We start from the raw sequence: 21,305 nt of genomic DNA, 5'->3' as shown, positions 1-21,305 counted from the left end.
GCAAAGGCAACCGGAAACTTCTAATACTGGTTGAAAACAGGGGAAGGACTGACATATAATGAACTCAATTACGAACCCAGGGGTGAATGGAAAATGAGCGCACCAAGTTTACAGGCCTTCCAGGATCAAGTCTCCGAACTGCTGCTCCGTCACCGTAGTCTTCTGGATGTAATGTCCAAGAACGGGCAGAGCAGCGCTTCCGTCAATCGTGCAGTCGTCAAAGCCATTACCGAATGCGGCTGTATTCAGCTGCACGCCAAGAAACAGATATTCGAGCCTGGTTTAGGGCTTGAACAAGCTAAGGAGCTTGCAGGAACCCATCTTGAAGGCGAACTGTGCGAGAACTGCCGTGAGGTGGTTGCGTCGGAGCTGGGCCGTGAGCTGTTCTACATGTCTGCTCTCTGCAATTTGCTTAACATTAATATGGACGAGGTTGTAGAAAAGGAGTCACAGAAATGTGCTACTCTGGGATTATTCAACTTCTCCTGAATGGCCTGAAGCGCTCTTTCCATCCGACAGATCGGCAAAAAGGCTTCGCCATCCACTGATTCCAGGGAATGGCAAAGCCTCTTTTTTCTTTACATATATATTTATTAGAATCCTATAGTTCTCTTGAGCATGTTAGTCCCGCAGCTACTTATTATCCATTCTTGGAGTGATATATTTTATCTTCTGTACGGCGTCTGCGACGGTGGCGGCGGCGAGCCGTCAGCCGGTCGATATTTTGCTTAAAACCATACAGTGCATACAATGCAAGAAGTACAAAGATCAGCTTGGCGATTTGCTCGGGAAAAATCACGGCAACCGCAACAGCTATAACAATCACAACAGGGGCGCCTACAACCGCTTTTTTGGGCAGGCCCACTTTTTTGAAATTCGGATATTTAACCGTGCTGACCATAAGATAAGACAACAGCAGCGTAGCTACAATCATAAATGGGGCCGATACATCTTTATGAAAAAGCGCTAATGTAGCCAGCACCCCGCCCGCAGCCGGAATCGGCAACCCTACAAAATATCCAGGGATACCCGGACGGACATTAAAACGGGCCAAACGTAGCGCACCGAATACCGGGAAAATCGCCGTTACGGTCCAGCCTAATGCAGAATTCAAATCCTGCAGGCTAGTAATGTACATGATCAGTGCCGGCGCAACTCCAAAGGAAACGACATCGGATAATGAGTCCAGCTCCTTGCCAAATTCACTTTCGCATTTCAGCGCCCGTGCAACACGACCATCCAGCCCGTCTAACAGCATAGCGATAATCACCATGATAGCGGCCATGCTCAGTTTACCGTCAAACGCCATCATGATACCAAACATTCCAAGCATTAAGTTACCGATGGTAAACAAACTCGGAATTGATTTTTGTATCATTTCTTCACCTCTATTTTCTAACTATTGAGCAACAACGTCTCCAATATTACGTGATTGTATGTTATTTACATTTGCCTGTCAATAAGAACTTGCTTCTGCAGCCGCTTGAGTCCGTCCTGAATATTACGTGCACGCACTTCGCCGATACCGTCCACCTCATCTAATTCTGCAATGCTCGCCGTCATCAGGTTAGGCAGCATTTCAAACCTTTCCACCAGATTGTGTATGATCACATTAGGCAGTCTTGGGATTTTGTTCAGCAAGCGGTAGCCACGCGGCGTTACCACTTCCTCCGAAGCAATTGCCGTAGACGAATATCCCAGCAATCGTGCAATATGGTTGTCGTCCATCAGATCATCGTCGCTGGTTCGCTTGAGTCCGGCGATGATTTCGCGGATTTTGTCCTCCTGTTCCTCTCTTGCATAGTCTCTGTACAGAAGCCACGCTTCTTCCTCTGTATTTCCAACCAGTTCTTCCATTTGCATGCTGATCAGGCGTCCTTCATTGCCGAGCTCGTTGATATAGCGTTTGATTTCCATCTTGATCCGAAGCACCATTTCCACACGTTGGATAACACCAACCACCTCTGCGACAGTGACAATCCCTTCATACTCGGAAGCCGACAGATTGGTCAAACTCTGTGTTAGCACTGCTCTGTACTTCTCCAGAGTTTGGATCGCCTGATTGGCCTTGGCCAAGATTGACCCGATTTCTTTGAGCGCATACCGGATAGAGCCTTGATACAGTGTGATAATATTGCGGCGTTGGGAAATGGAAACCACCAGCTTGCCAGTTTGCTTCGCAACACGCTCTGCTGTACGGTGCCGGATACCTGTCTCGATAGAGGAGATGGATGAATCCGGAATCAGTTGCGTATTTGCGTACAGAATCCGTTTCAAATCCTCACTTAAAATAATCGCACCGTCCATTTTGGCCAGCTCATACAAGTAATTGGGTGAAAAATCACAGTTGATAGAAAAGCCACCATCTACAACTTCCATCACTTCAGGGCTATATCCAACAACAATGAGCGCTCCTGTCTTTGCCCGTAGCACATTTTCCAGACCTTCCCGGAAAGGTGTTCCCGGTGCCGCCATTCTGAGCAGATCATTCATATTCTCTAATTCCTTTGTCATTCTGTGCCCCCTAATCTAACGCGACCGCTAGTGCATCTGCTACGGTGCTGACGCCAATAATCTGGATATCCTGCGGATGCTTCCAGCCTTTCATGCTTTTCTCGGGCATAATGACTCTCCGGAACCCAAGCTTGGCTGCCTCTTTCACACGCGTTTCCGCACGTGAGACCCCTCTTACTTCTCCTGTAAGTCCAACTTCACCAAAAAAAACATCATAAGGTTTAGTTGAAATATCCCGGAAGCTGGAGGCGATACTAATGGCAACTGCCAAATCAATAGCCGGCTCATCCAACTTTACCCCACCAGCCACATTCAAGTAAGCATCCTGGTTCTGCAAAAACATCCCCATCCGCTTCTCCAGCACTGCAATGATCAGAGCCATCCGTTGATGGTCCATACCCGTGCACATCCGCCGTGGTGAAGGGAAGTGGGTAGCTGCTACGAGCGCCTGAAGCTCAACGAGCACAGGCCGGGTCCCCTCCATACTGGCTACAACCGCCGAGCCAGCGACTCCGAGCGGACGTTCCGACAAGAAAAGTTCAGAAGGATTCTCCACTTCAGTAAGCCCGATTTCTCCCATTTCAAAAATCCCGATCTCATTAGTGGATCCAAACCGGTTCTTTTCCGATAACCCGAAGTGCCGATTTTTGCTAAACTATGTTAATTAGACGATTGCAGTATCCCAATATTATTAAAGTATTGAATAGACGATTCGTACAGATTGATACATATCCATACTTAAATATTATAACATTTTCCAAGTGGCTTCCCAACATCAAATTTATGCCTCAAAGTCACATATCATACCGACATTCATTTCCCATTTATTAGAAAATAAAGCGATTATTTTGCGTGTTAATATTAGCTTCCCCATTTCGAGGAGGTTGAACCAAAACGAAATGACTTGGCTCAACGTCTTACATTGGACTGCCTTTATTGATTTTAATGTAGTTGTTGCCTTTAATACATTTTGTGCAATATAGACTTATTTATATCCTATTCGTTCAAGCTCTCTAATAAAGGTCTATAATGAAAGAACTTTTTCACTTATCTGTATTAATCCTATATCCACAATAAATACGGAGACGTTTTTAATGCCAGTATGATACCACGCTATCAGGCTCTAGCCGGGTTAAGAAAACTCGGAAGGAATATCTAAAATGCAAAAAAGACCCACTTTTTCAGGGTCTTTTGCATATCCATTATTGAGGACTACCGTTATGGAAAAATCCATTATAAAAAAAGCAGTTATTGAGCAATCTAATTATCGGCAAATCAATTATGTGATTATTATATACCGAATTTGATTTTTGTGCAACTGTCACTTAGTCCATTTTTTTTATTAGATTATGCCTTGTAACAATCTCGAATTCTTGACTCTTTAATGTATTCAGTTTCTGGTGCATATGTTACCCCAAAATGCCTCGAAAGATTCGGCAACTGAGCAGTTGTACTAATTCCAATATATGTTTTTGCAATTCCAGCATGAGTTGAATGAGTGTATTTATAAAAACAAATGCGTCCGTCCTGCTCTAACTTTCTTAATTCAGATAAGAGTACTGATTTTAACAACTGTAGCCTTTTTAAAAATTGTTCCAAGTAGAACGTTTCAAATGCAACATTTGAAGGTGTAGTTTGCTTTGCAATAAAGGTGTGTAACATATTGTATATTTTATCTGCCGTAGATTCTTCAACGTAATCAATTTGTTTTCCATTGTCCCTAATATCAAGAAGATGTTCTAAGAATGTGTGGGATGTTGGGAAAACTGAAACACCATAATCGAAATCCTTAACTGTCGTAATCAAATGAGCTTCCTTATTCTTTCTTCGTACTGCTTTAATAAGTGGAACCATATCCTTATCACTTGAAATTATCACAAAGCCATCAATGAATTTATTATCATAAAGTTGCTCCATAATATCAACAGTGATTTGCAAATCGGCAAAATTCTTACCTCTATTAGAGGTATGCTTTATTTCCACATTATTTTGTAATAACCAAGTTTGGTGGTATGACTCATGCAAATCATTTAAATCAAAGTTACAATACACAAATATATCTAAAATACGCAAGTTGTTTTTGTCGCAATACTTTTTTATTACTTTAAAGAAGTCCTTCTCCTGCGTATTGGTTTGATACTTTCCTAAAATGTTATGGATATTCTCATAATCAATATAAACCAAAACATTCTGTTGCTCTTGAACTGGTGTAATAAAATGGCGTCTGTCTCGATACATTGAATGCTACCTCCCTCTATTTGCTAATAAGATTCGACAAATAGAGGTCTATTCCTGCTTTTTCCAACATCTAATTATATGACCACAATTGCCACAGCCAAAAAAGAAGAACGAACGAAAAAGTCAATCTGCTTCTAGTTCGTTTTTATTCTTCATTATCCCAAGGAGCTGTCTGTTTTTCTTTTTTAGCAGTAGCAGAGCCAAAAACGGAATGTATAACTTGACTCAATGTTTTACATGGAATAACTTTTATAGTCGAAAATGATGTAGTTGTCTTTAAAGCGTTATGAGCAACATACACCCTTTTAAACCCCATTCTTTCAACTTCTCTGATACGCATTTCTAACGTAGGTACTTTCTTTAGTTCGCCTGTTAAACCTATATCTGCAATAAATACAGTATCATTAGCAATACCCATATTTTTGAAGGAAGACACGATGCTCATAATTGCAGCTAAGTTCGATGCTTGTTCTTTTAGCCTGATTCCACCAGTAGTTTTTACGACTACATTCTTATCGTGAAGGAGCATTCCTGCTCTTTGTTCCAAAATGCTTATTAATGTATTTACGTGGTCCTTCTTTATACATTCTGCAATTCGGCTAGGATACGGCATAAACGTTTGTGAAACGAGGCTTTCAATTTCTAATATAATTGCCCTTGTGCCTTCTTTAACTACTGTTAATGCACTTCCACTTACAATGTCGTTATCTTCTCGCTGTGTCATAAAAAATTCGGATGGGTTATCAACAGGAATCAGACCTGTTTCTTCCATTATAAAGAACCCTAGCTCACCTGTGCCACCAAAGCGATTTTTGGACGAAAATAATTGCTTCAATTCTTCCCCTTCTTCTCCCTCAAGGACGAGAACAGTATCAACCAAATGTTCCAGTGCTCTCAACCCAGCCAATTCATTATCTTTGGTCATTTGCCCGACCATTATCACTGCACGTGGCTTTTTACCATTTTTCGCAACTTTCAATAAGGCTGTGGCACACTCCATTGTTTGGGTTGGTGAGCCAGGTCTTGATGGATACTCCTCTAAAACAAATGTCTGGATACTATCAATAATAATTAAATCGGGGTCTATTTGCTCGATACTCCCTAAAACATTGTTTAAGCTGTTGTCGCTTACCACCCATAGTTTATCGTCTATGCTTGGCAAAATCCGTTCGGCTCTTCTCCTTATTTGTGAATCACTTTCCTCTCCTGAGGCGTAAAGTACATTAAGTCCTTGTTTAGCAACATCATCACTGATTTGCATTAGGAGTGTTGATTTTCCAGCACCCGGGACTGCAGTAATGATTGTTAAAGAATCTTTAACGATTCCTCCACCCATTACTCGATTAAATTCATTGTATTTTGTAATTATTCTATCACTGTTTTGTGACACAGTATCGGTAAGCCGTTTAACAGATACATTCTTCTTAGTTGTGATTGTCTTTTGGGCGCTAACAGTTTCTGGTTCTTCTTCTATAAGAGTATTCCACTCTCGGCAGTTAGTACAAGCTCCATTCCATTTAGGGTGTTCGTGACCGCAATTACTACATCTATATATTAATTTCTTTTTCATTTAATATCCTCTTTCCTTTATTCTTCATACAAATCATTAAATTGCTCTATCAGGCTATCTATATTAGCTCCATTATCACGATTCAGTGTTTTAATGTTCATTTTATCAGGTTCGTTAAGCTTATCTAACTGCTCGCTTTCGACTGTATAGAGTTCAGTTGTATTAAGTGCATATATTAATTGATTTTCTTCCTTTATTTGAAGCGCTGCTTTATATGCTTTTACGTCTTCTTTTAATCTGTTATTTTCTTTTGTAAGTTCCTTTACCTTTACCTTGTACTTCTCATTTTGCACATTTACATTAATAAGCGTTTTTTCCATTTCCCTTGCTTTTAATTCAGCTTCAAGAGTCCTATCATAAAGTTGTTTTTGCATATCTTGAATGTTTTGAAGATACATTTTTAGTCTTAAAGGATTATTACCGTGACTCTTTAAGAAGTCACTTATATTCAAAGTTGCGAAAAAGCTGTTATCTATAGGACCATCTACAATTTGCTCATTAAGGATTGAATTGAATTCTTTGACCTTGCTGCTCACTTCTTTGTTTCTGGAAAAATGATAATATTCAATCCCAATGTGATGAAGTTCGTCACGGGCATAACTTGCAAGGGTACTGAAATTCATTTTAATTCCTGTATTCTTATTAGCTTGGAAGAATTGCTGAATAATATCCAACAACACTTCCTTATCGAATTTCTTTTCTCTTGACATATTGCCACCACCTACAAAAAATATTTACTTAGCATTGTTGCATTCTGATTTGCTATCATTTTTATTTTGTTAATTTTCACACCATATACCTCTGGTAAATTCTTTATCTTTTCGGATTGAAGTATCATATCCTTTAATGCTATCACTTCTGAATTGATTACTTTTTCATTCTCACGTAAATGTTGCTCTATCTCATTTTGAGCTTTAGTTTGTATAGGGTGGAAGAAGTCGCATACATCGCAATCGTTGCCAACTTTATTACAATCCTCGAACAAACTTTGTTTTGAAGAACACTTTCCACCCTTAATATCTTTGCTTCTACTTAAATCAAAGTCTGGGTCAAATACTTTTTGAAAAGCTAATTCTTTTAAATTCGAATAATTTATTTTAAAGGGTTTGCTCTCTACGTTGTTGTTTCGAATAGAGTCCGTCTTGGCTTCATTTGCTTTATTCTGACGAGCAATCCTTTTTGCCATACTATAGGTGTAACATTGAACAAACTTACTTACGTGGTTAAAATAGTGGTAGCTACTCCTAATGCTTGAATGTCCAGCTATTTTCATCATTGGAATTGGTTCAACTTCGCTTAAAGCCATATTGATAAAGGCATAATGACGGGTATCCATAAGATTTATAGTTTGAATTTGAAAGGGAAGAAGTTCAAGTTTCTTGCTTTTTTCTCCACTCATTTTCTTTTTCTCTTTCTTAATTATTTGGTAATTAAACCTTCCACATATGATTTTTTCAAAGAATCTATCAAGTAAGTAACTTAAATTGCCTACATTCAAAAACTCCATAATGCCCGAAGTTTTAGTTGTTCCCTTAAATTGGAGATTTTTAAAGTAGGCTCTTTGGGAGAATAAAAAACTTCTGCGCCCTGTATGTGTATAGTCTTGAGAAAAATAGTTAGGTTCAAAATCATATTTATCAACAATATCTCTATATTCTTCCAGAAGGCGATATAGCTTCTCGCTGATTTGGATATCCTGCATATAATAGTCCTCTTCAATTTTGTGGGTGACGGGCATTGCTGCGTAGCCCTTTAGCCTTGTTCTGCGGACCGTAAGGTAGAATGCCTCCCCCTCTTGCTTTAAACAGCCGTATGGGGTTAATACAAGCTCTGTAACACGTAAAGGAATGGTTGTTGTAACTTCCCACCATATTCGAATAGGATAGAACTCCTCACGCTCTTCTGGCGTACAATTTTCCCAAAACAAATCCATAATGTACCCAAATTCAAAAACACTCTCAAACATTCCAATATCACGCTGATTAAGTCCTTCACGTTCGGTTCGGTAAGAAGATAAGATTTCTGATTGATAGTGAAGTAATTCTATTAATCCTTCCGGGTCTGGAATAGGGAAGAATTCTAAAAAGAGTATTAGTATATAACTTCGAGAATAGTAATTACGGTCAGTAGAAAGCTTCTTAGTAGATAGGATTTTTCTAGCACCTGGTTGAAAAAAGTTTATTTCATTAATGACTTTTTTCAAGTAAGAAATATCAGAAGATACAGTCTCAACAGGAGATTCTTTTAACCGATATAAAGCGAATCCCTTTAACCCGTTTATGATATCTCGGTATGAGAACATCTCTATTGTTTTTATGCGATTAAATTTTACTTCGTCCAATGTAAAGTGCGTATTTCTTTTAATTTTTCCATTGAAGAGTTGCCAAGTATCGTCTTCATAAGTGTTTGCTTGAATTATATTATTTTGCTTAAATCCATCGAACAACCCTTTTAATTCCTCTATATCTATAGAATAAAAGTCTTTATACTCTAAAATAGAAACATTTGAATCCTTTAACTTCCGCTCAATAAGCATAACATTCACCCCTTACCTATCGCTAAATTGTCTTTTAAATTCAAGATATCTTTTTTTGATATTTTCACGAAAGTATTTACTCTATCGCGTCCAAAGAAATGAGTTGCTTCTTGTAAAATGGGCATATAGTGATAGAAAAGACTATAGGTATAACGTTCTTTATCGAAAGAATATTCCGCATTTCTGATATCGTTTAATAGGCTCTGGAGACGTTTATTAAATTCAATCAAAAAATACATTTCATTCATTGCAAATTCACAACCTATGCAGTTCTCTCGCCTAGGATACGCACACGAACTCCTATATACAGACTTGAATAGGCACTGGGAATGTTCCATTTTTGAAGGGGTTTCACCCAAAGATACTTTTTTCAAAATCTCCTTCACTTCACCTTTATGGCTCACCATTAAATCTCTGAATACTTTGGTAACTCGCCCTTTGTAATCTGCGATTCCCTTTGACATCATTTCAATTTGATATGGTTTTAAGGACCCTATATCTAAAATCGCTTTGGTTTGCTCTTCCCATTCTTGTAAAGCATATGGCGTTTCTTCATTATCTTCTTGCATAGTTTTTAATAGTAGGTGTGACATAAAGGAAAAGCCCCCACGTTCTGTTAGAGCAGTTGTAATTCTATTGATGTCATTGTTTTTTTTACCATAGTGCTGATAATAAACTTGTGTCGTCATTGGAATTCCGCTTTTCTTATTAACAATGTGTCCTCTTAAAATGGCTGCTATGTCGTATGCTTGCCCCCAATTTTCCTCTGAACTAACGGTTTGCGTAAAGTTAAAGAATGTCTTTACAGCACTATTGTTTTGAAACGTATCTTCATTGAATATATCAATATATGCTTGTCCAAAAAAATCAAGGTGATGTTGCCTTTTTGAAGAAATTTCTGTAACAATACTTTCACTCTTGTTATTCCTATTATTCTGAAGGCGGTGAGCCTCACATAAAGCAATTAACATTCCAATAATGAAGACATAAGTATCGTCTATAACAAACTTCAAGCGTTGGATATTCTTCTTTTTGGTTTTATTCGGTTTTTTGTGGAAGGCATTGATTTGAAACATTACATTATTTACAATCTCTTGTGCCATTTCGAAAGTGAATGCCCCCGTCTTGATATGTTCAATAACTTCTTCTTCGTTTAAATCCAAGACGAGTTTCAGACTAGGCGAAGGAATCGTATACATATCAGAAGCCCTCCAACCACAAACATAATGCAAAGCGCAATATAGCCACGTCATAGCGTGGAGTCTTTTTTCAATTGCCTTCTCTATAAGTTTTTCCGGCTCTGTAAAGAGCAGTATGGCAAATAGAATCCATTGTTCTTGCGTATAAGCCATTGTCTCATTCAATTCTTTTGGTTTAAATTTCAAGGAATCTTTAAATTTCATTAGATAATGTTTTTGACAATATTCGATAAAGAAGGAGAATTCCTCTTTTGCAACAACTTGCCAAATAGTATTAACGAGTAACTCAACCTCATTAACGGAATATTTTGTAATTTCTTTGTCCATAATTGGAATGATTGTTTTATAAACATTTACAAGATTTGTATAAACGTACTTAGTTTTATTACTCTTAAACCTTTCCAAAATGAAATTATCAAAAGCTTCAAGCGTTACAGGAATATCAACTTTAGGGATAATATTCTTCGTTTCAATTTTAAATTTTTCGAACTTAGTTGGAGCATTTTCAATAGCTCTAAGGTGGAGTATATGTTCTTCTAATATTTTAAAATCATTTTTCCATATAATAATAGTTGTGCTAAGTGGATTTTCCGCATATTCAATTCCTAATTTCCTCATATGAACTGTCACGCTACTTACATCAATACCCAATATCTCCACTGCTTTTGTCCGTTCAATGGTATTATCTTTCAGGCTCTTAACCTCATCTACTTTACTCTTCTCAAAATAAAGCTTGTTTTTAAACTTAAAAGCATTAGCATACTTTGCAATTCTATCTGTATTCACAAGTTGGAACATTTCCTTTATTTCTTCATTCGTATAATACGATTCCAAATTAATCGAACGTAGAAAGCTATGATACTCCTCAAATTTAGAAAACTCGTTCTTTGCAATGTAAATGTCGTTTTTCAGACTATTGCAATAATAAGATATGTTTTGCTCTTTACATACCATTCTTATGTAGTTCAAAACACGTTCGCTCGAATCCAAAGGCATGAGCGCATTAGCTTGGCAGTATTCCTTAATATATTGGTAGTTATGATACCCACGACTGGATTCTATTACAGTAAATTCATTTTTGTATTCTCCTACAAATGTTGATATAACTTCATATAAGGAATTTTTAGGTTTATAATTTACAAGAAAAAGAGAAAGAAAGTTATGGATATCTTTCTTATAAAATCGAAAGTCTTTTCCATTTAAAGGATTAGGTATAAATTTGAAGTTGTTATTCAAAGCATATGATTTTACTGTTGTTTGACTTAGAAAGTGATTTTTGGTTTCCTTCTGAATAATATTCACAAGCTCTTTATAGCTAAATGTTTCACTCAATAATATTTTCAGGTCGTCTATCTCTTGTTTATAGAAAAGAACTTTTTGTGCTTCTTTCTGGGATTTCAACCTATTAGTTCTTGAACAAGTCAAGAGGTGTGGAACAGATACATCCAGTATCTCACTAGCCTCCTCTGATGTATAAAACTCACTTATCATTTCACTCATTTTCATTCTCCTCCAAACCTTAATTCTTTGAATACTGACCGTTGAATATGTTTAATTTTTTCGTCTATAACGGGGTGTTGAGAGTAGTAGGTTATAGCTGAATCAAGAGAAGAATCCCCACGCCAATATGCGACTTCAATAGGGCTTTTTGTACTTTCAAGTTCAGCAAGAAACTGTGTAAAAAAATGACGAAGAATATGTGTATTAAAGGAACCGGACATTAAAATATTAGCCTCACTAACACTTCGAAAGTCGCCTTTTTTACTAATTTTTTCAAGTGTTAGCTTCCGTATCTCATTGAAGTAATAATCTTCATAAGTGCCTACAGTCATTGCTTCATTTTCACGATTCATAAATATTGCTCCGAAAGGGTTATCTATACCTTTTATTAGTTGCATATGCTGATTCCATAATTGTTCGAATAGTCCAAGGAATACAGGATGTATTGGTTGTATTCTTGCTTTTTTAATTCCTCCAACATCTTTTCCGTCAGTTCGCATTTGAACCTTTTCCCTTAAATCCACTGAAAACCAAGCTAAATCTTTACTGTGCATTTGAAGACTCGTATTAAATCTGGATACATTACATACTTCTCCTGCTCTTAATCCCCCAAACGCCTGCAAACATAGTGCAAGTTTTATATGAGGGTAATGAATATCACATATCTCCAGCATTGTCTGAAACACATAGGAAGGCATATGTTTAATTTTTTGAGGTGGGATATAAGAAGGTGACGAATATGAGAAAAGAGATTCTACTATTTCTTTGCTTTTATCTTTACGATAAGCGTTCTTCTTCTTGACAGTCTTTATGTAAAAATTATGGTATGTTATATATTTCATTTTCTCTTTCAATTGGTCATAGATAAATTTATAAAATCGCGTTAAGACTCTTTCAACTTTTTGTACAGATTCTTCCGTTTTGAATTTTTTCCCAATATTCCCCTGGGCATAATCTCTAATAAATTTGTTTCCGTGTTCGATTTGCAAGTCAGTTATATCATTCATTTTAAACTTGTTATGATTGTCAAAAAACAAATAATTCAAAAAGCGAACGATTATTTTGGCGTGGAACTCTAATGTCTGTAATTTTGTGGATTGCAGTGTGCTAAAAAAATAGGTGCTATATCCTGTAACTTTCATTGTCTTAATTGTTTCATTTCTTAAGACAATGAACATAAAGTATCTTAACGTTCCTCCATACTCAATGATTGTTAAGGGTTCGTATGAGAATCTTATATTTTGATTCTTTATCATTTCCGTATTCTCAATTAAGGTTAATACTTCACCACTACTTGTTTTTTTATGTTGTTTATCATTTTTCACTAAATGCATTGGCTATTCCTCACTTCTAATCTTATATTCACTCTTTCCTTCTAACCCCTCCATTAGTGTCTCTCTACCACTATCCACGATTTTTATGACAGAGATTACGTCAGGGAATATCCTTCTCCCTTAACCGACTTCCTACTGCTTCTCATTCGTCTTATGATGTCTCTCTACAGCTTCACGCTTTTCTATCACAAAGAATATATTAGGGGCTGTCCTTATCCTTAGCTGCCCTCACACTGTTCCTCATTCGGTCTAATGATATTTCCTAACGCTTCTACGCTTTCTATGTACAAGGCTACGTTGGGGTTATCCCTACCCTTAACTGCCCTCACACTGCTCCTCATTCGTCTAATGATATTTCCCTAACGCTTCTACGCTTTCTATGTACAAGGCTACGTTGGGGTTATCCCCACCATTAACTGCCCTCACCCTGTTCCTCATTCGTTTAATGATATATTTCCCTAACGCTTCTACGCTTTCTATGTACAAGGCTACGTTGGGGTTATCCCCACCATTAACTACCTTCTACTGTTCCTCATTCGTCTAATATATATCGACATTTATATCAAAAAACATTAACCTATAACGTCTAATTGTCGAATAATAAGAATAATGTTAGACGATTGGATTATATGACAAAAAGCCCTATGCGTCAAACACATAAGGGTATATTTATGAATCATAGAATCGTCTATTCAATAGTTTAATAGTATTGGGTTACTGACCGCACGCAGCAAACGGTACGTATGATGCCGCTCCCCTTCAAAATAGAGGACACAATCGACCATATGCTCCAGCATGCGTGGCCCTGCAATTGCCCCTTCTTTCGTTACATGTCCTACAAGGACCGTAGCAATTCCGCGAATTTTGGCGATCCGCATGAATCTTGTCGTACATTCCCGAACCTGTGTCACACTGCCGGGTGCGCTTGTTACCTCCGGCATAAATACAGTCTGAATAGAGTCAATGACTAGGAACTGGGGCTGAATCTGCTCAATCGCTTCTTCAATGCTCTCCATATTAGTCTCACACAGCACATAAAGCTCTGCCGAAAGCGCCCCAAGGCGATCCGCACGAAGCTTTGTTTGCCGGACCGATTCTTCACCTGAAATGTACAGCACCCGTAATCCCTGGGTTGTCAGCGCATGCGAGGTCTGCAGCAGGAGCGTCGATTTACCAATCCCGGGATCTCCTCCTACCAGTACCAGTGAGCCGGGAACAATCCCTCCCCCCAGCACTCGGTTAAGCTCTCCAATGCCTGTCAGGATACGCGGCTCTTTGTCACTTTCTATATTTATGATCGATTGCGCCTTTTCTTTACTCTGAAAAATCGGTGCATTCATGCCTTGTGTTTTGACTACGATTTCGGTCTCTTCCACCATGGAGTTCCATGCCTGGCAGCCGGGACATTTACCGAACCATTTTGGCGATTCGTAGCCGCATTCGGTGCAAAAAAATTTGGTTTTTGGTTTTGCCATGTGCGCTCCTATCCGTCCGAACTTGCTAAAATTGCGGATAATTTTCTCTTACTCAAAGTTTACCATTTCTGCACACTGAACGGAAGGTCACTTAAGATCTACTTTTGGATCCCACCCTCATTAACCTGCCTGAATGATTGCTTAATTAAACATCGAGGTACCTTTACGCAAAAAAGCCCCCACTTCTCCATACGGAGAAGCGGAAGCTTTGTTTCAACCAAGTAAAGGTTATTCTGTTCCAACCTCATTTTCCTGTGTAACAGCAATCGGAATTTCCACTTTTGTTACTACAAGTTCACCATTAACTTCATCAATGTTAAGGGAATCCCCTTTTTGGATGTTGCCCTTCAGCAGTTCCTCGGAGAGACGGTCTTCGATGTGCTTCTGAATCGCCCGGCGCAGCGGACGCGCACCGAAGGCTGGATCATATCCCTCTTTGGCCAGGAATGCTTTAGCTCCATCTGTGAGCACAAAGTCCACATCATACTCACGCAGCCGTTTGCGCAATTCCTCGGACATAAGCGTAACAATTTCGGCAATGTGTTTTTCATCCAGGGAGTGGAAGACGATGATTTCGTCAATACGGTTCAGGAACTCAGGGCGGAAGCTCTTCTTCAGCTCTTCCATGACTTTACCCTTCATGTTGCTGTAATCCGCTCCGGCATCCTGTACAGCTGTGAAGCCAAGTGTAGAGTTCTTCTTGATCGCCTGCGCTCCGACATTGGAGGTGAGAATGATCAGAGTGTTGCGGAAGTCGACGACACGGCCTTTGGAATCGGTCAGACGGCCGTCTTCCAGCACCTGCAGCAGAATGTTGAATACTTCCGGATGAGCTTTTTCGATTTCGTCCAAAAGCACAACAGAATATGGTTTGCGGCGAACCTTCTCGGTCAATTGCCCGCCTTCTTCGTAGCCCACATACCCTGGAGGCGCTCCGACCAAACGGGAAGTGGAATGCTTCTCCATATACTCTGACATATCGATACGGATTACCGCATTCTCGTCACCGAACATGGCTTCAGCAAGTGCACGCGCCAGCTCGGTTTTACCAACCCCTGTTGGTCCCAGGAAGATAAACGAACCCATTGGACGTTTTGGATCTTTGAGGCCTGCACGCGCCCGGCGGAGTGCCCGGCTGACTGCCTTCACGGCTTCATCCTGACCAATGACACGTTCATGGAGCAGAGCTTCCATGTTAAGCAGACGGTCAGTCTCTTCTTCCTTGAGCTTGCTGACAGGTATCCCTGTCCAGCTGGCTACCACCTGTGCAATATCCTCTGGTGTAACCTGAGAATCAGTCCGGCCTTGTTTTTCTTTCCACTGGTTCTTGGTGGTATCCAATTCCTCACGGATTTTTTGCTCGGTATCACGCAGTGCAGCTGCCTTTTCGAACTCTTGGCTCTGTACAGCAGAATCCTTCTCCTTGCGGATATCATCCAGACGCATTTCAAGTTCCTTGAGATTTGGCGGGATTGTGTAGGAGTTGAGTCTTACCTTGGAGCCTGCTTCATCAATCAAGTCAATCGCCTTATCCGGCAGGAAACGGTCTGGAATATAACGGTCTGACAGCTTCACAGCTTCCACGATAGCTTCATCTGTGATCTTCACCCGGTGATGGGCCTCATAGCGGTCACGAAGACCGTATAGAATTTGGACAGCTTCTTCCGGAGAAGGCTGGTCCACTGTAATAGGCTGGAACCGGCGCTCAAGAGCTGCGTCTTTCTCGATATATTTGCGGTATTCGTCCAGTGTGGTGGCACCAATGCACTGCAGTTCTCCACGGGCTAGAGCAGGCTTCAGGATGTTGGAAGCATCGATCGCACCTTCCGCACCACCAGCACCAATCAGGGTATGCAGCTCATCGATAAAGAGTACAATGTTACCTGCTTGACGAATCTCATCCATAATTTTTTTGAGGCGGTCTTCGAACTCACCGCGGTATTTCGTACCGGCAACTACTGAACCCATATCCAGAGTCATTACGCGCTTGTCACGCAGAGTTTCCGGAATTTCATTGTTGATGATTTTTTGCGCCAATCCTTCGGCAATCGCTGTTTTACCTACCCCAGGTTCACCGATCAGGACCGGATTATTTTTGGTGCGGCGGCTAAGCACTTGAATAACGCGCTCAATTTCCTTGCTGCGGCCAATGACAGGATCCAGATTGCCATCTTTGGCATACGCGGTCAGGTCGCGGGCCAGGCCATCCAACGTGGGCGTGCTGACATTGGCTGGAGCGCCGCTGTGGCTCGAAGTAGCTTCACTGCTGCCCAGAAGCTGCAGAACCTGCTGACGAGCCTTATTAAGGCTGATTCCAAGGTTATTGAGGACACGGGCGGCTACGCCTTCGCCTTCGCGGATCAGTCCGAGCAGGATATGTTCTGTTCCCACATAAGTGTGGCCCAGTTTACGAGCTTCATCCATCGACAGCTCGATAACCTTTTTGGCACGAGGAGTATAAGCAATGTTTGTAGGCTGTTCTTGTCCCCGGCCGATCAGTGTTTCCACTTCGTCCTGAATTTTCTCAAGACCCAGACCCAAACCGATCAAAGCCTTAGCGGCAATGCCGTCTCCTTCACGAATCAGTCCGAGCAAAATATGTTCTGTCCCAATGTTGTTGTGTCCCAAACGAACGGCTTCTTCCTGCGCCAGCGCAAGCACCTTTTGTGCGCGTTCCGTAAATCTTCCAAACATCATATCCCCTGCACCTCCACGGATAATAAGTATCTATAATTAATGTTGTGATCCCAGTGTCTCCCGGAGCAGCTTCGCCCGGTACATATCGAGTTCGGTGGCTGTAAGCTCGTCGCCGAACATTTTTTGCAGAAAACCCGGCTGTGTCTTTACATTCAGCTCGTTGAGGACTGAAATCGATGGTCCTTCCAAAATACCAAGATCAACTCCAAGCCTTAGATCGGAGAGCCGTTGTGCAGACTCCTTTAGCTCCATCACCGCCGCGTAGGACAAAATCCCGTAAGAGCGTTTGATTCTGTCTGTAATCCGCAAAGCGGAATCTACCAACAGACGTTCCCGCGCGTTGCGTTCATGCTCAATAATCTGGGTAACTACGCCATGGAGATTCTCGATAATTTCACTCTCTGTCTGGCCAAGCGTGATCTGGTTGGAGATTTGAAAGATATTTCCTACTGCTTCGCTGCCTTCACCATAAATCCCTCTTACCGTGAGCCCTACTTGATTCACAGCGGATAAAATCCGGTTGATTTGGTGGGTCATTACAAGTGCGGGCAAGTGGACCATGACCGAAGCGCGAAGCCCTGTGCCCACATTCGTAGGACAACTGGTCAAATACCCTCTTCGATCATCAAAGGCGTAATTGACCGAGCCTTCAAAAATATCATCAATGGCTGTCGCCCTTACCCAAGCCTCTCTGACCTGCAAACCGGGGAACAGACACTGAATGCGCAAATGGTCTTCTTCGTTGATCATAATACTGACCGACTCGTCCTCATTAAGGATGACTGCGCCACCCCGCGACTCGTTAGCGAGGTTAGGGCTAATGAGATGCTTTTCCACAAGCACCTTTTTGTCCAGCTCATCCAGCTCATCCAGTTTCAAGAGTTGAAAGTTGCCGAAATCCGCAGCTGCTTCTCCTTGGAAAACAGGAGCGAGCTGGTCCAGCACCTCTTCCGACTGCTCTGCCGAAGCCAGCAAAGGGAAGGGTAGATGCTCCAGGTTGCGGGCGATCCGCATCCGGCTGCTGATGACGATCTCGGAATGGCTGCCACCGCAGCGCATCCAGTCACTAAGGGCTTGTTCGGTAAACCGGAGACTTGACATGTCGTATCCCCCCTTTATATCAAAGACTTTACTCTTGTGGCATTTCTTTTTCAAGCTGGCGGATTTGATCCCTCAGCTCAGCTGCGGTTTCAAACTCTTCCTGTGCGATACTATGTTGCAGTTCCTGCTTCAGTTCATCAATCTGGCGTTTACACATGATCTTTGCTCCGGCACGTTTCGGCAGCTTACCCACATGAGCGGTGCTGCCATGAACCCGTCTGAAGAGCGGGTCCAGCGTACTGTCAAAATATTTATAACAGGAGCTGCAGCCAAAACGCCCAAGCTTGCTGAACTGGGAGTAAGTCATTCCGCAATTCTCACATTGAAGGCTCTGAGCGGTCTGGGAGGCTGCGTTTTTTTCCTTGCCTGCTCCTTCCAGATCCAGAAGACCAGACAGCAAACTGTGAATAGAGAATCCTCCCGCTGTTCCAGGAATGAGCTCCCCTTTCTCCCGCGCACAGCTTTCGCAAATATGAAACTCCGTCTTCTCTCCATTCACAATCTTCGTGAAATGGAGTGTCGCCGGTTTGACCCCGCATTCCTGGCAAAGCATAAGCGGTGTCCCTCCTTAAGATTTGACCATTATTTGCCCAATAAAGAGATTAGCATAGCCTTCATTAGCTTGGCACGAATCTCATCCCGGTACGGCAGATTAACCGTCAGGCATTCCCGGGAAACAGCAGCGCGCAATAGGCACGCTTCACGCTTGGTTAGAAACCGGGCTTCCTCCAGCTGATAAATCAGCCCTTCGGCGCAATTTTGATCGATATCTTTTCCGATTGTAGAATTGAGATGTGCGTATAGTGCGACATTCTGGGGCAGCTCAAAACGCTGAATCCGGATGTAACCACCACCGCCACGTTTGCTCTCAACTACATAGCCCTTTTCCAAAGTAAAGCGTGTACTAATGACATAGTTGATCTGAGACGGAACGCATGAGAACTGGTCCGCCAGGTCATTGCGCTGAATTTCCACCGTACCTTCGGGACTTTCATGCAAAATATTCTTCAGATATTGTTCGATAATATCAGAGATATTACGCATCACTCATCCTCCAGTGTTCAAAGCTTATAGTGCAACTGACTGTGCTTCCGTCCGGCAATGATCTCTATAGAACTTAACCCATGAGCAGAGGCCCGAATCGAAACTACATTCATACCTCAGCACTCAGAGTGCAATACAGTATCATTCCGGAGATATACTAAAAAAGCCATTAATGAAGAGCCTGCCACCATTGTCTCTACTTCCTTCAATAAATTGAATTCGAGCTGCGTTGACTTTGACTTTCTTTGACTTTTTTCATATTATAACACATTCTCACTGAATTCCAAGTGGTTGCTTTTATTTTTTACGTTTTAGGGTGATTGTATTCTGACCATTGCAAGGTTTTTGCATATTGATTCCCACTGAACTTTCATTTGGCAAAAAACTCCCCCAGCTTCATTATGAAGACGGAAGAGTCTTAAATTACAGGATTAGAAAAAATCAAACAATGCCGTTTTCGCCTGCGGTATGACCTTTTCCAGCCATTCCAATTCCGCTGGGTATGCTTTTAACTGCCCGTATCTGGCCAGTTCCACTGGCCGTTTGTACCCTAGCAGCAGAACAGTAAGCGTACCAATGGTGCAACTCAGATCAGCAGAGGCTTTTTCCCCTTCCACGCAGCTTAACGTTGCTGCCCCATCCTCGGATACAGTCCATATCCACAATCCATTGTTCCAAGGAGCATGTTCATCCTCAATATACAGAGTTTTACTCTCAAGGCTAGTAACGGGTCGGAAGGTGAAGTTCTCCACAAACCTTTGTGCATTCACAATCCGCCCCATAAAGTATGGATAATTTTCCTGTGGAATGCGCGGGTCCGGAAGCAAATACGGGAGAATATCATCAGAAGGTACTTGCTTGAGAGAAGCTCCAGTTATCATTGAATCGTGGTTGGCAAGAAATGTCCACAAGCCCTGACGCGCCACTTCGTTCAAGTAAATGAATTCATCAATGATCAGTTCATTATTGATTATTTTATACAGCACATATCCTTCTGGCTCACGAAGTTTCGAGTAAAAAACACAGTGGTGTATCTGTTCATCCAATACACTCCGCTTCCACCAGTCCGCATCACGCTGCAGAGTTCCGTTATATTCAGCGGCAAATCTACTGTAGAGTTCCTCCAATGTATCAAGACCTGCGGAATCACGCTTTACAGTCCCCTGAATTTCAGTTTTTCTTGGAAACTTATCCACTGGTATAGAGTATTTTTTATATTCACAATAGATCTCCCAGCCGAACTTTCGGTAAAAAGGAATCAAAAACGGATGCAAAAAGGACAATGTCTGACCTGCCTCATTCATTGTTTGCAGCGTATGGGATAAAAGCTTGGCTACAAGCCCCTGTCTGCGGTTTTCCGGCCATGTAGAAACCCCGCCTATTCCGCCCATAGGAACGGCCCTGCCTTGTATGTAGACCTGAAGCGGAAGCAATGTCAATTGTGCTCCAAGCACTTCATTTTCGAAGACCCCCCATACTCTTTCCGGCTTAAATTTCAGCTTCTCTTCAGCCCGCTCTTCACCCGTAACCTTATATTTAAAAGCATATTCGGACAAGCTTAGACTTGCTTCAAACTCCTCGGATTTCAATTGCCTGATTTCCACTTCCGCTCACCTCATCATTGTTAGTAATGCACTCTATGAGAGTATACCAAGCAAAAGGCTCTGTTGCTAATCATCTCGAGAAAAAGAACACCACTAAAAGTTATCCACAGAAAAAAAATTGAACTAATTCATATTTTTTCGGATTAATTATCCCGCAAATTAGTTATCCACTATTTCCATATACTTGTCCACATAATCCACTTTTTATCCACAAAAACCGCGGATTATTAGGCTTTTCGCTTGACTCATCCACATAATTATGTATTTGCGCATCAGAAATTATGGATACAATGCTCTCTGCAATTGTATCCACATGTGTGTAAGTTTTCTGGACTTACTGAAAATTATCCACAGCTTTTCCACAACCGTGCACAACGCAAAAAAGCCACTGTTAATAACTCAACAGTGGTCTTGTCTGCTTGGCGGCGTCCTACTCTCCCAGGACCCTTCGGTCCAAGTACCATCGGCGCTGGAGGGCTTAACGGTCGTGTTC

General features: G+C 41.2%; 14 protein-coding genes, 1 rRNA gene and 2 pseudogenes. 1 reads left to right on the top strand and 16 read right to left on the bottom strand.

Going from position 1 to position 21,305, the window contains the following annotated elements; translation table 11 throughout:
* Window positions 1–93: 93 nt before the first annotated feature.
* A complete protein-coding gene (locus ACTJKB_RS29225) occupies window positions 94–489 on the top strand; it encodes a DUF1573 domain-containing protein (protein ID WP_074086506.1) in 396 nt (131 codons plus the stop codon).
* Window positions 490–640: 151 nt separating this feature from the next.
* Here the strand turns inward: ACTJKB_RS29225 and pssA are convergent, their stop codons facing one another.
* The 16 genes and pseudogenes from pssA to rrf all read right to left on the bottom strand — a co-directional run.
* A complete protein-coding gene (gene pssA, locus ACTJKB_RS29220) occupies window positions 641–1,378 on the bottom strand; it encodes a CDP-diacylglycerol--serine O-phosphatidyltransferase (protein ID WP_074113308.1) in 738 nt (245 codons plus the stop codon).
* 65 nt (window positions 1,379–1,443) lie between these two features.
* The gene (disA, locus tag ACTJKB_RS29215) at window positions 1,444–2,514 is read right to left on the bottom strand and encodes a DNA integrity scanning diadenylate cyclase DisA (protein ID WP_440837800.1); all 1,071 of its coding nucleotides are present in this window, start codon (window positions 2,512–2,514) and stop codon (window positions 1,444–1,446) included.
* Window positions 2,515–2,524: 10 nt separating this feature from the next.
* A pseudogene (locus ACTJKB_RS29210) lies at window positions 2,525–3,136 on the bottom strand (magnesium chelatase domain-containing protein); the annotation flags it as partial.
* A 725-nt stretch (window positions 3,137–3,861) separates the two neighbouring features.
* Window positions 3,862–4,752: an NYN domain-containing protein gene (locus ACTJKB_RS29205; RefSeq protein ID WP_440837799.1), complete on the bottom strand. Its 891-nt coding sequence runs from the start codon at window positions 4,750–4,752 to the stop codon at window positions 3,862–3,864.
* A 145-nt stretch (window positions 4,753–4,897) separates the two neighbouring features.
* Window positions 4,898–6,322 carry a DNA repair protein RadA gene (gene radA, locus ACTJKB_RS29200; protein WP_440837798.1) on the bottom strand — a complete coding sequence of 475 codons (1,425 nt, stop codon included), beginning with the start codon at window positions 6,320–6,322 and terminating at the stop codon, window positions 4,898–4,900.
* 17 nt (window positions 6,323–6,339) lie between these two features.
* A complete protein-coding gene (locus tag ACTJKB_RS29195; RefSeq protein WP_440837797.1) occupies window positions 6,340–7,032 on the bottom strand; it encodes a hypothetical protein in 693 nt (230 codons plus the stop codon).
* Window positions 7,033–7,043: 11 nt separating this feature from the next.
* A complete protein-coding gene (locus ACTJKB_RS29190) occupies window positions 7,044–8,858 on the bottom strand; it encodes a hypothetical protein (RefSeq protein WP_440837796.1) in 1,815 nt (604 codons plus the stop codon).
* Between the two features lie 5 nt (window positions 8,859–8,863).
* Window positions 8,864–11,557: a helix-turn-helix domain-containing protein gene (locus ACTJKB_RS29185; protein WP_440837795.1), complete on the bottom strand. Its 2,694-nt coding sequence runs from the start codon at window positions 11,555–11,557 to the stop codon at window positions 8,864–8,866.
* A 2-nt stretch (window positions 11,558–11,559) separates the two neighbouring features.
* Window positions 11,560–12,891 (bottom strand): hypothetical protein, encoded by a 1,332-nt coding sequence (locus ACTJKB_RS29180; RefSeq protein WP_440837794.1) that lies wholly within the window; start codon window positions 12,889–12,891, stop codon window positions 11,560–11,562.
* Window positions 12,892–13,604: 713 nt separating this feature from the next.
* Window positions 13,605–14,366, bottom strand: a pseudogene (locus ACTJKB_RS29175) (AAA family ATPase); the annotation flags it as partial.
* A gap of 228 nt (window positions 14,367–14,594) precedes the next feature.
* Window positions 14,595–17,063 (bottom strand): ATP-dependent protease ATP-binding subunit ClpC, encoded by a 2,469-nt coding sequence (gene clpC, locus ACTJKB_RS29170; RefSeq protein WP_440837793.1) that lies wholly within the window; start codon window positions 17,061–17,063, stop codon window positions 14,595–14,597.
* Between the two features lie 36 nt (window positions 17,064–17,099).
* Window positions 17,100–18,164: a protein arginine kinase gene (locus ACTJKB_RS29165; protein ID WP_074086501.1), complete on the bottom strand. Its 1,065-nt coding sequence runs from the start codon at window positions 18,162–18,164 to the stop codon at window positions 17,100–17,102.
* 28 nt (window positions 18,165–18,192) lie between these two features.
* A complete protein-coding gene (locus ACTJKB_RS29160; RefSeq protein WP_074113312.1) occupies window positions 18,193–18,717 on the bottom strand; it encodes a UvrB/UvrC motif-containing protein in 525 nt (174 codons plus the stop codon).
* A 29-nt stretch (window positions 18,718–18,746) separates the two neighbouring features.
* On the bottom strand, window positions 18,747–19,208 hold the full coding sequence (locus tag ACTJKB_RS29155; RefSeq protein ID WP_440837792.1) for a CtsR family transcriptional regulator: 462 nt from the start codon (window positions 19,206–19,208) through the stop codon (window positions 18,747–18,749).
* Window positions 19,209–19,639: 431 nt separating this feature from the next.
* Window positions 19,640–20,812, bottom strand: a complete 1,173-nt coding sequence (locus ACTJKB_RS29150) for a GNAT family N-acetyltransferase (protein WP_440837791.1) — start codon at window positions 20,810–20,812, stop codon at window positions 19,640–19,642.
* A gap of 417 nt (window positions 20,813–21,229) precedes the next feature.
* Window positions 21,230–21,305, bottom strand: a 5S ribosomal RNA gene (gene rrf, locus ACTJKB_RS29145); the annotation flags it as partial.

The sequence above is a fragment of the Paenibacillus sp. 22594 genome (assembly GCF_052044425.1).
GTDB lineage: Bacteria > Bacillota > Bacilli > Paenibacillales > Paenibacillaceae > Paenibacillus_AQ.
The sequence above is the reverse complement of the archived record's forward strand: the minus strand, read 5'-3'. Positions and strand labels throughout refer to the sequence as shown.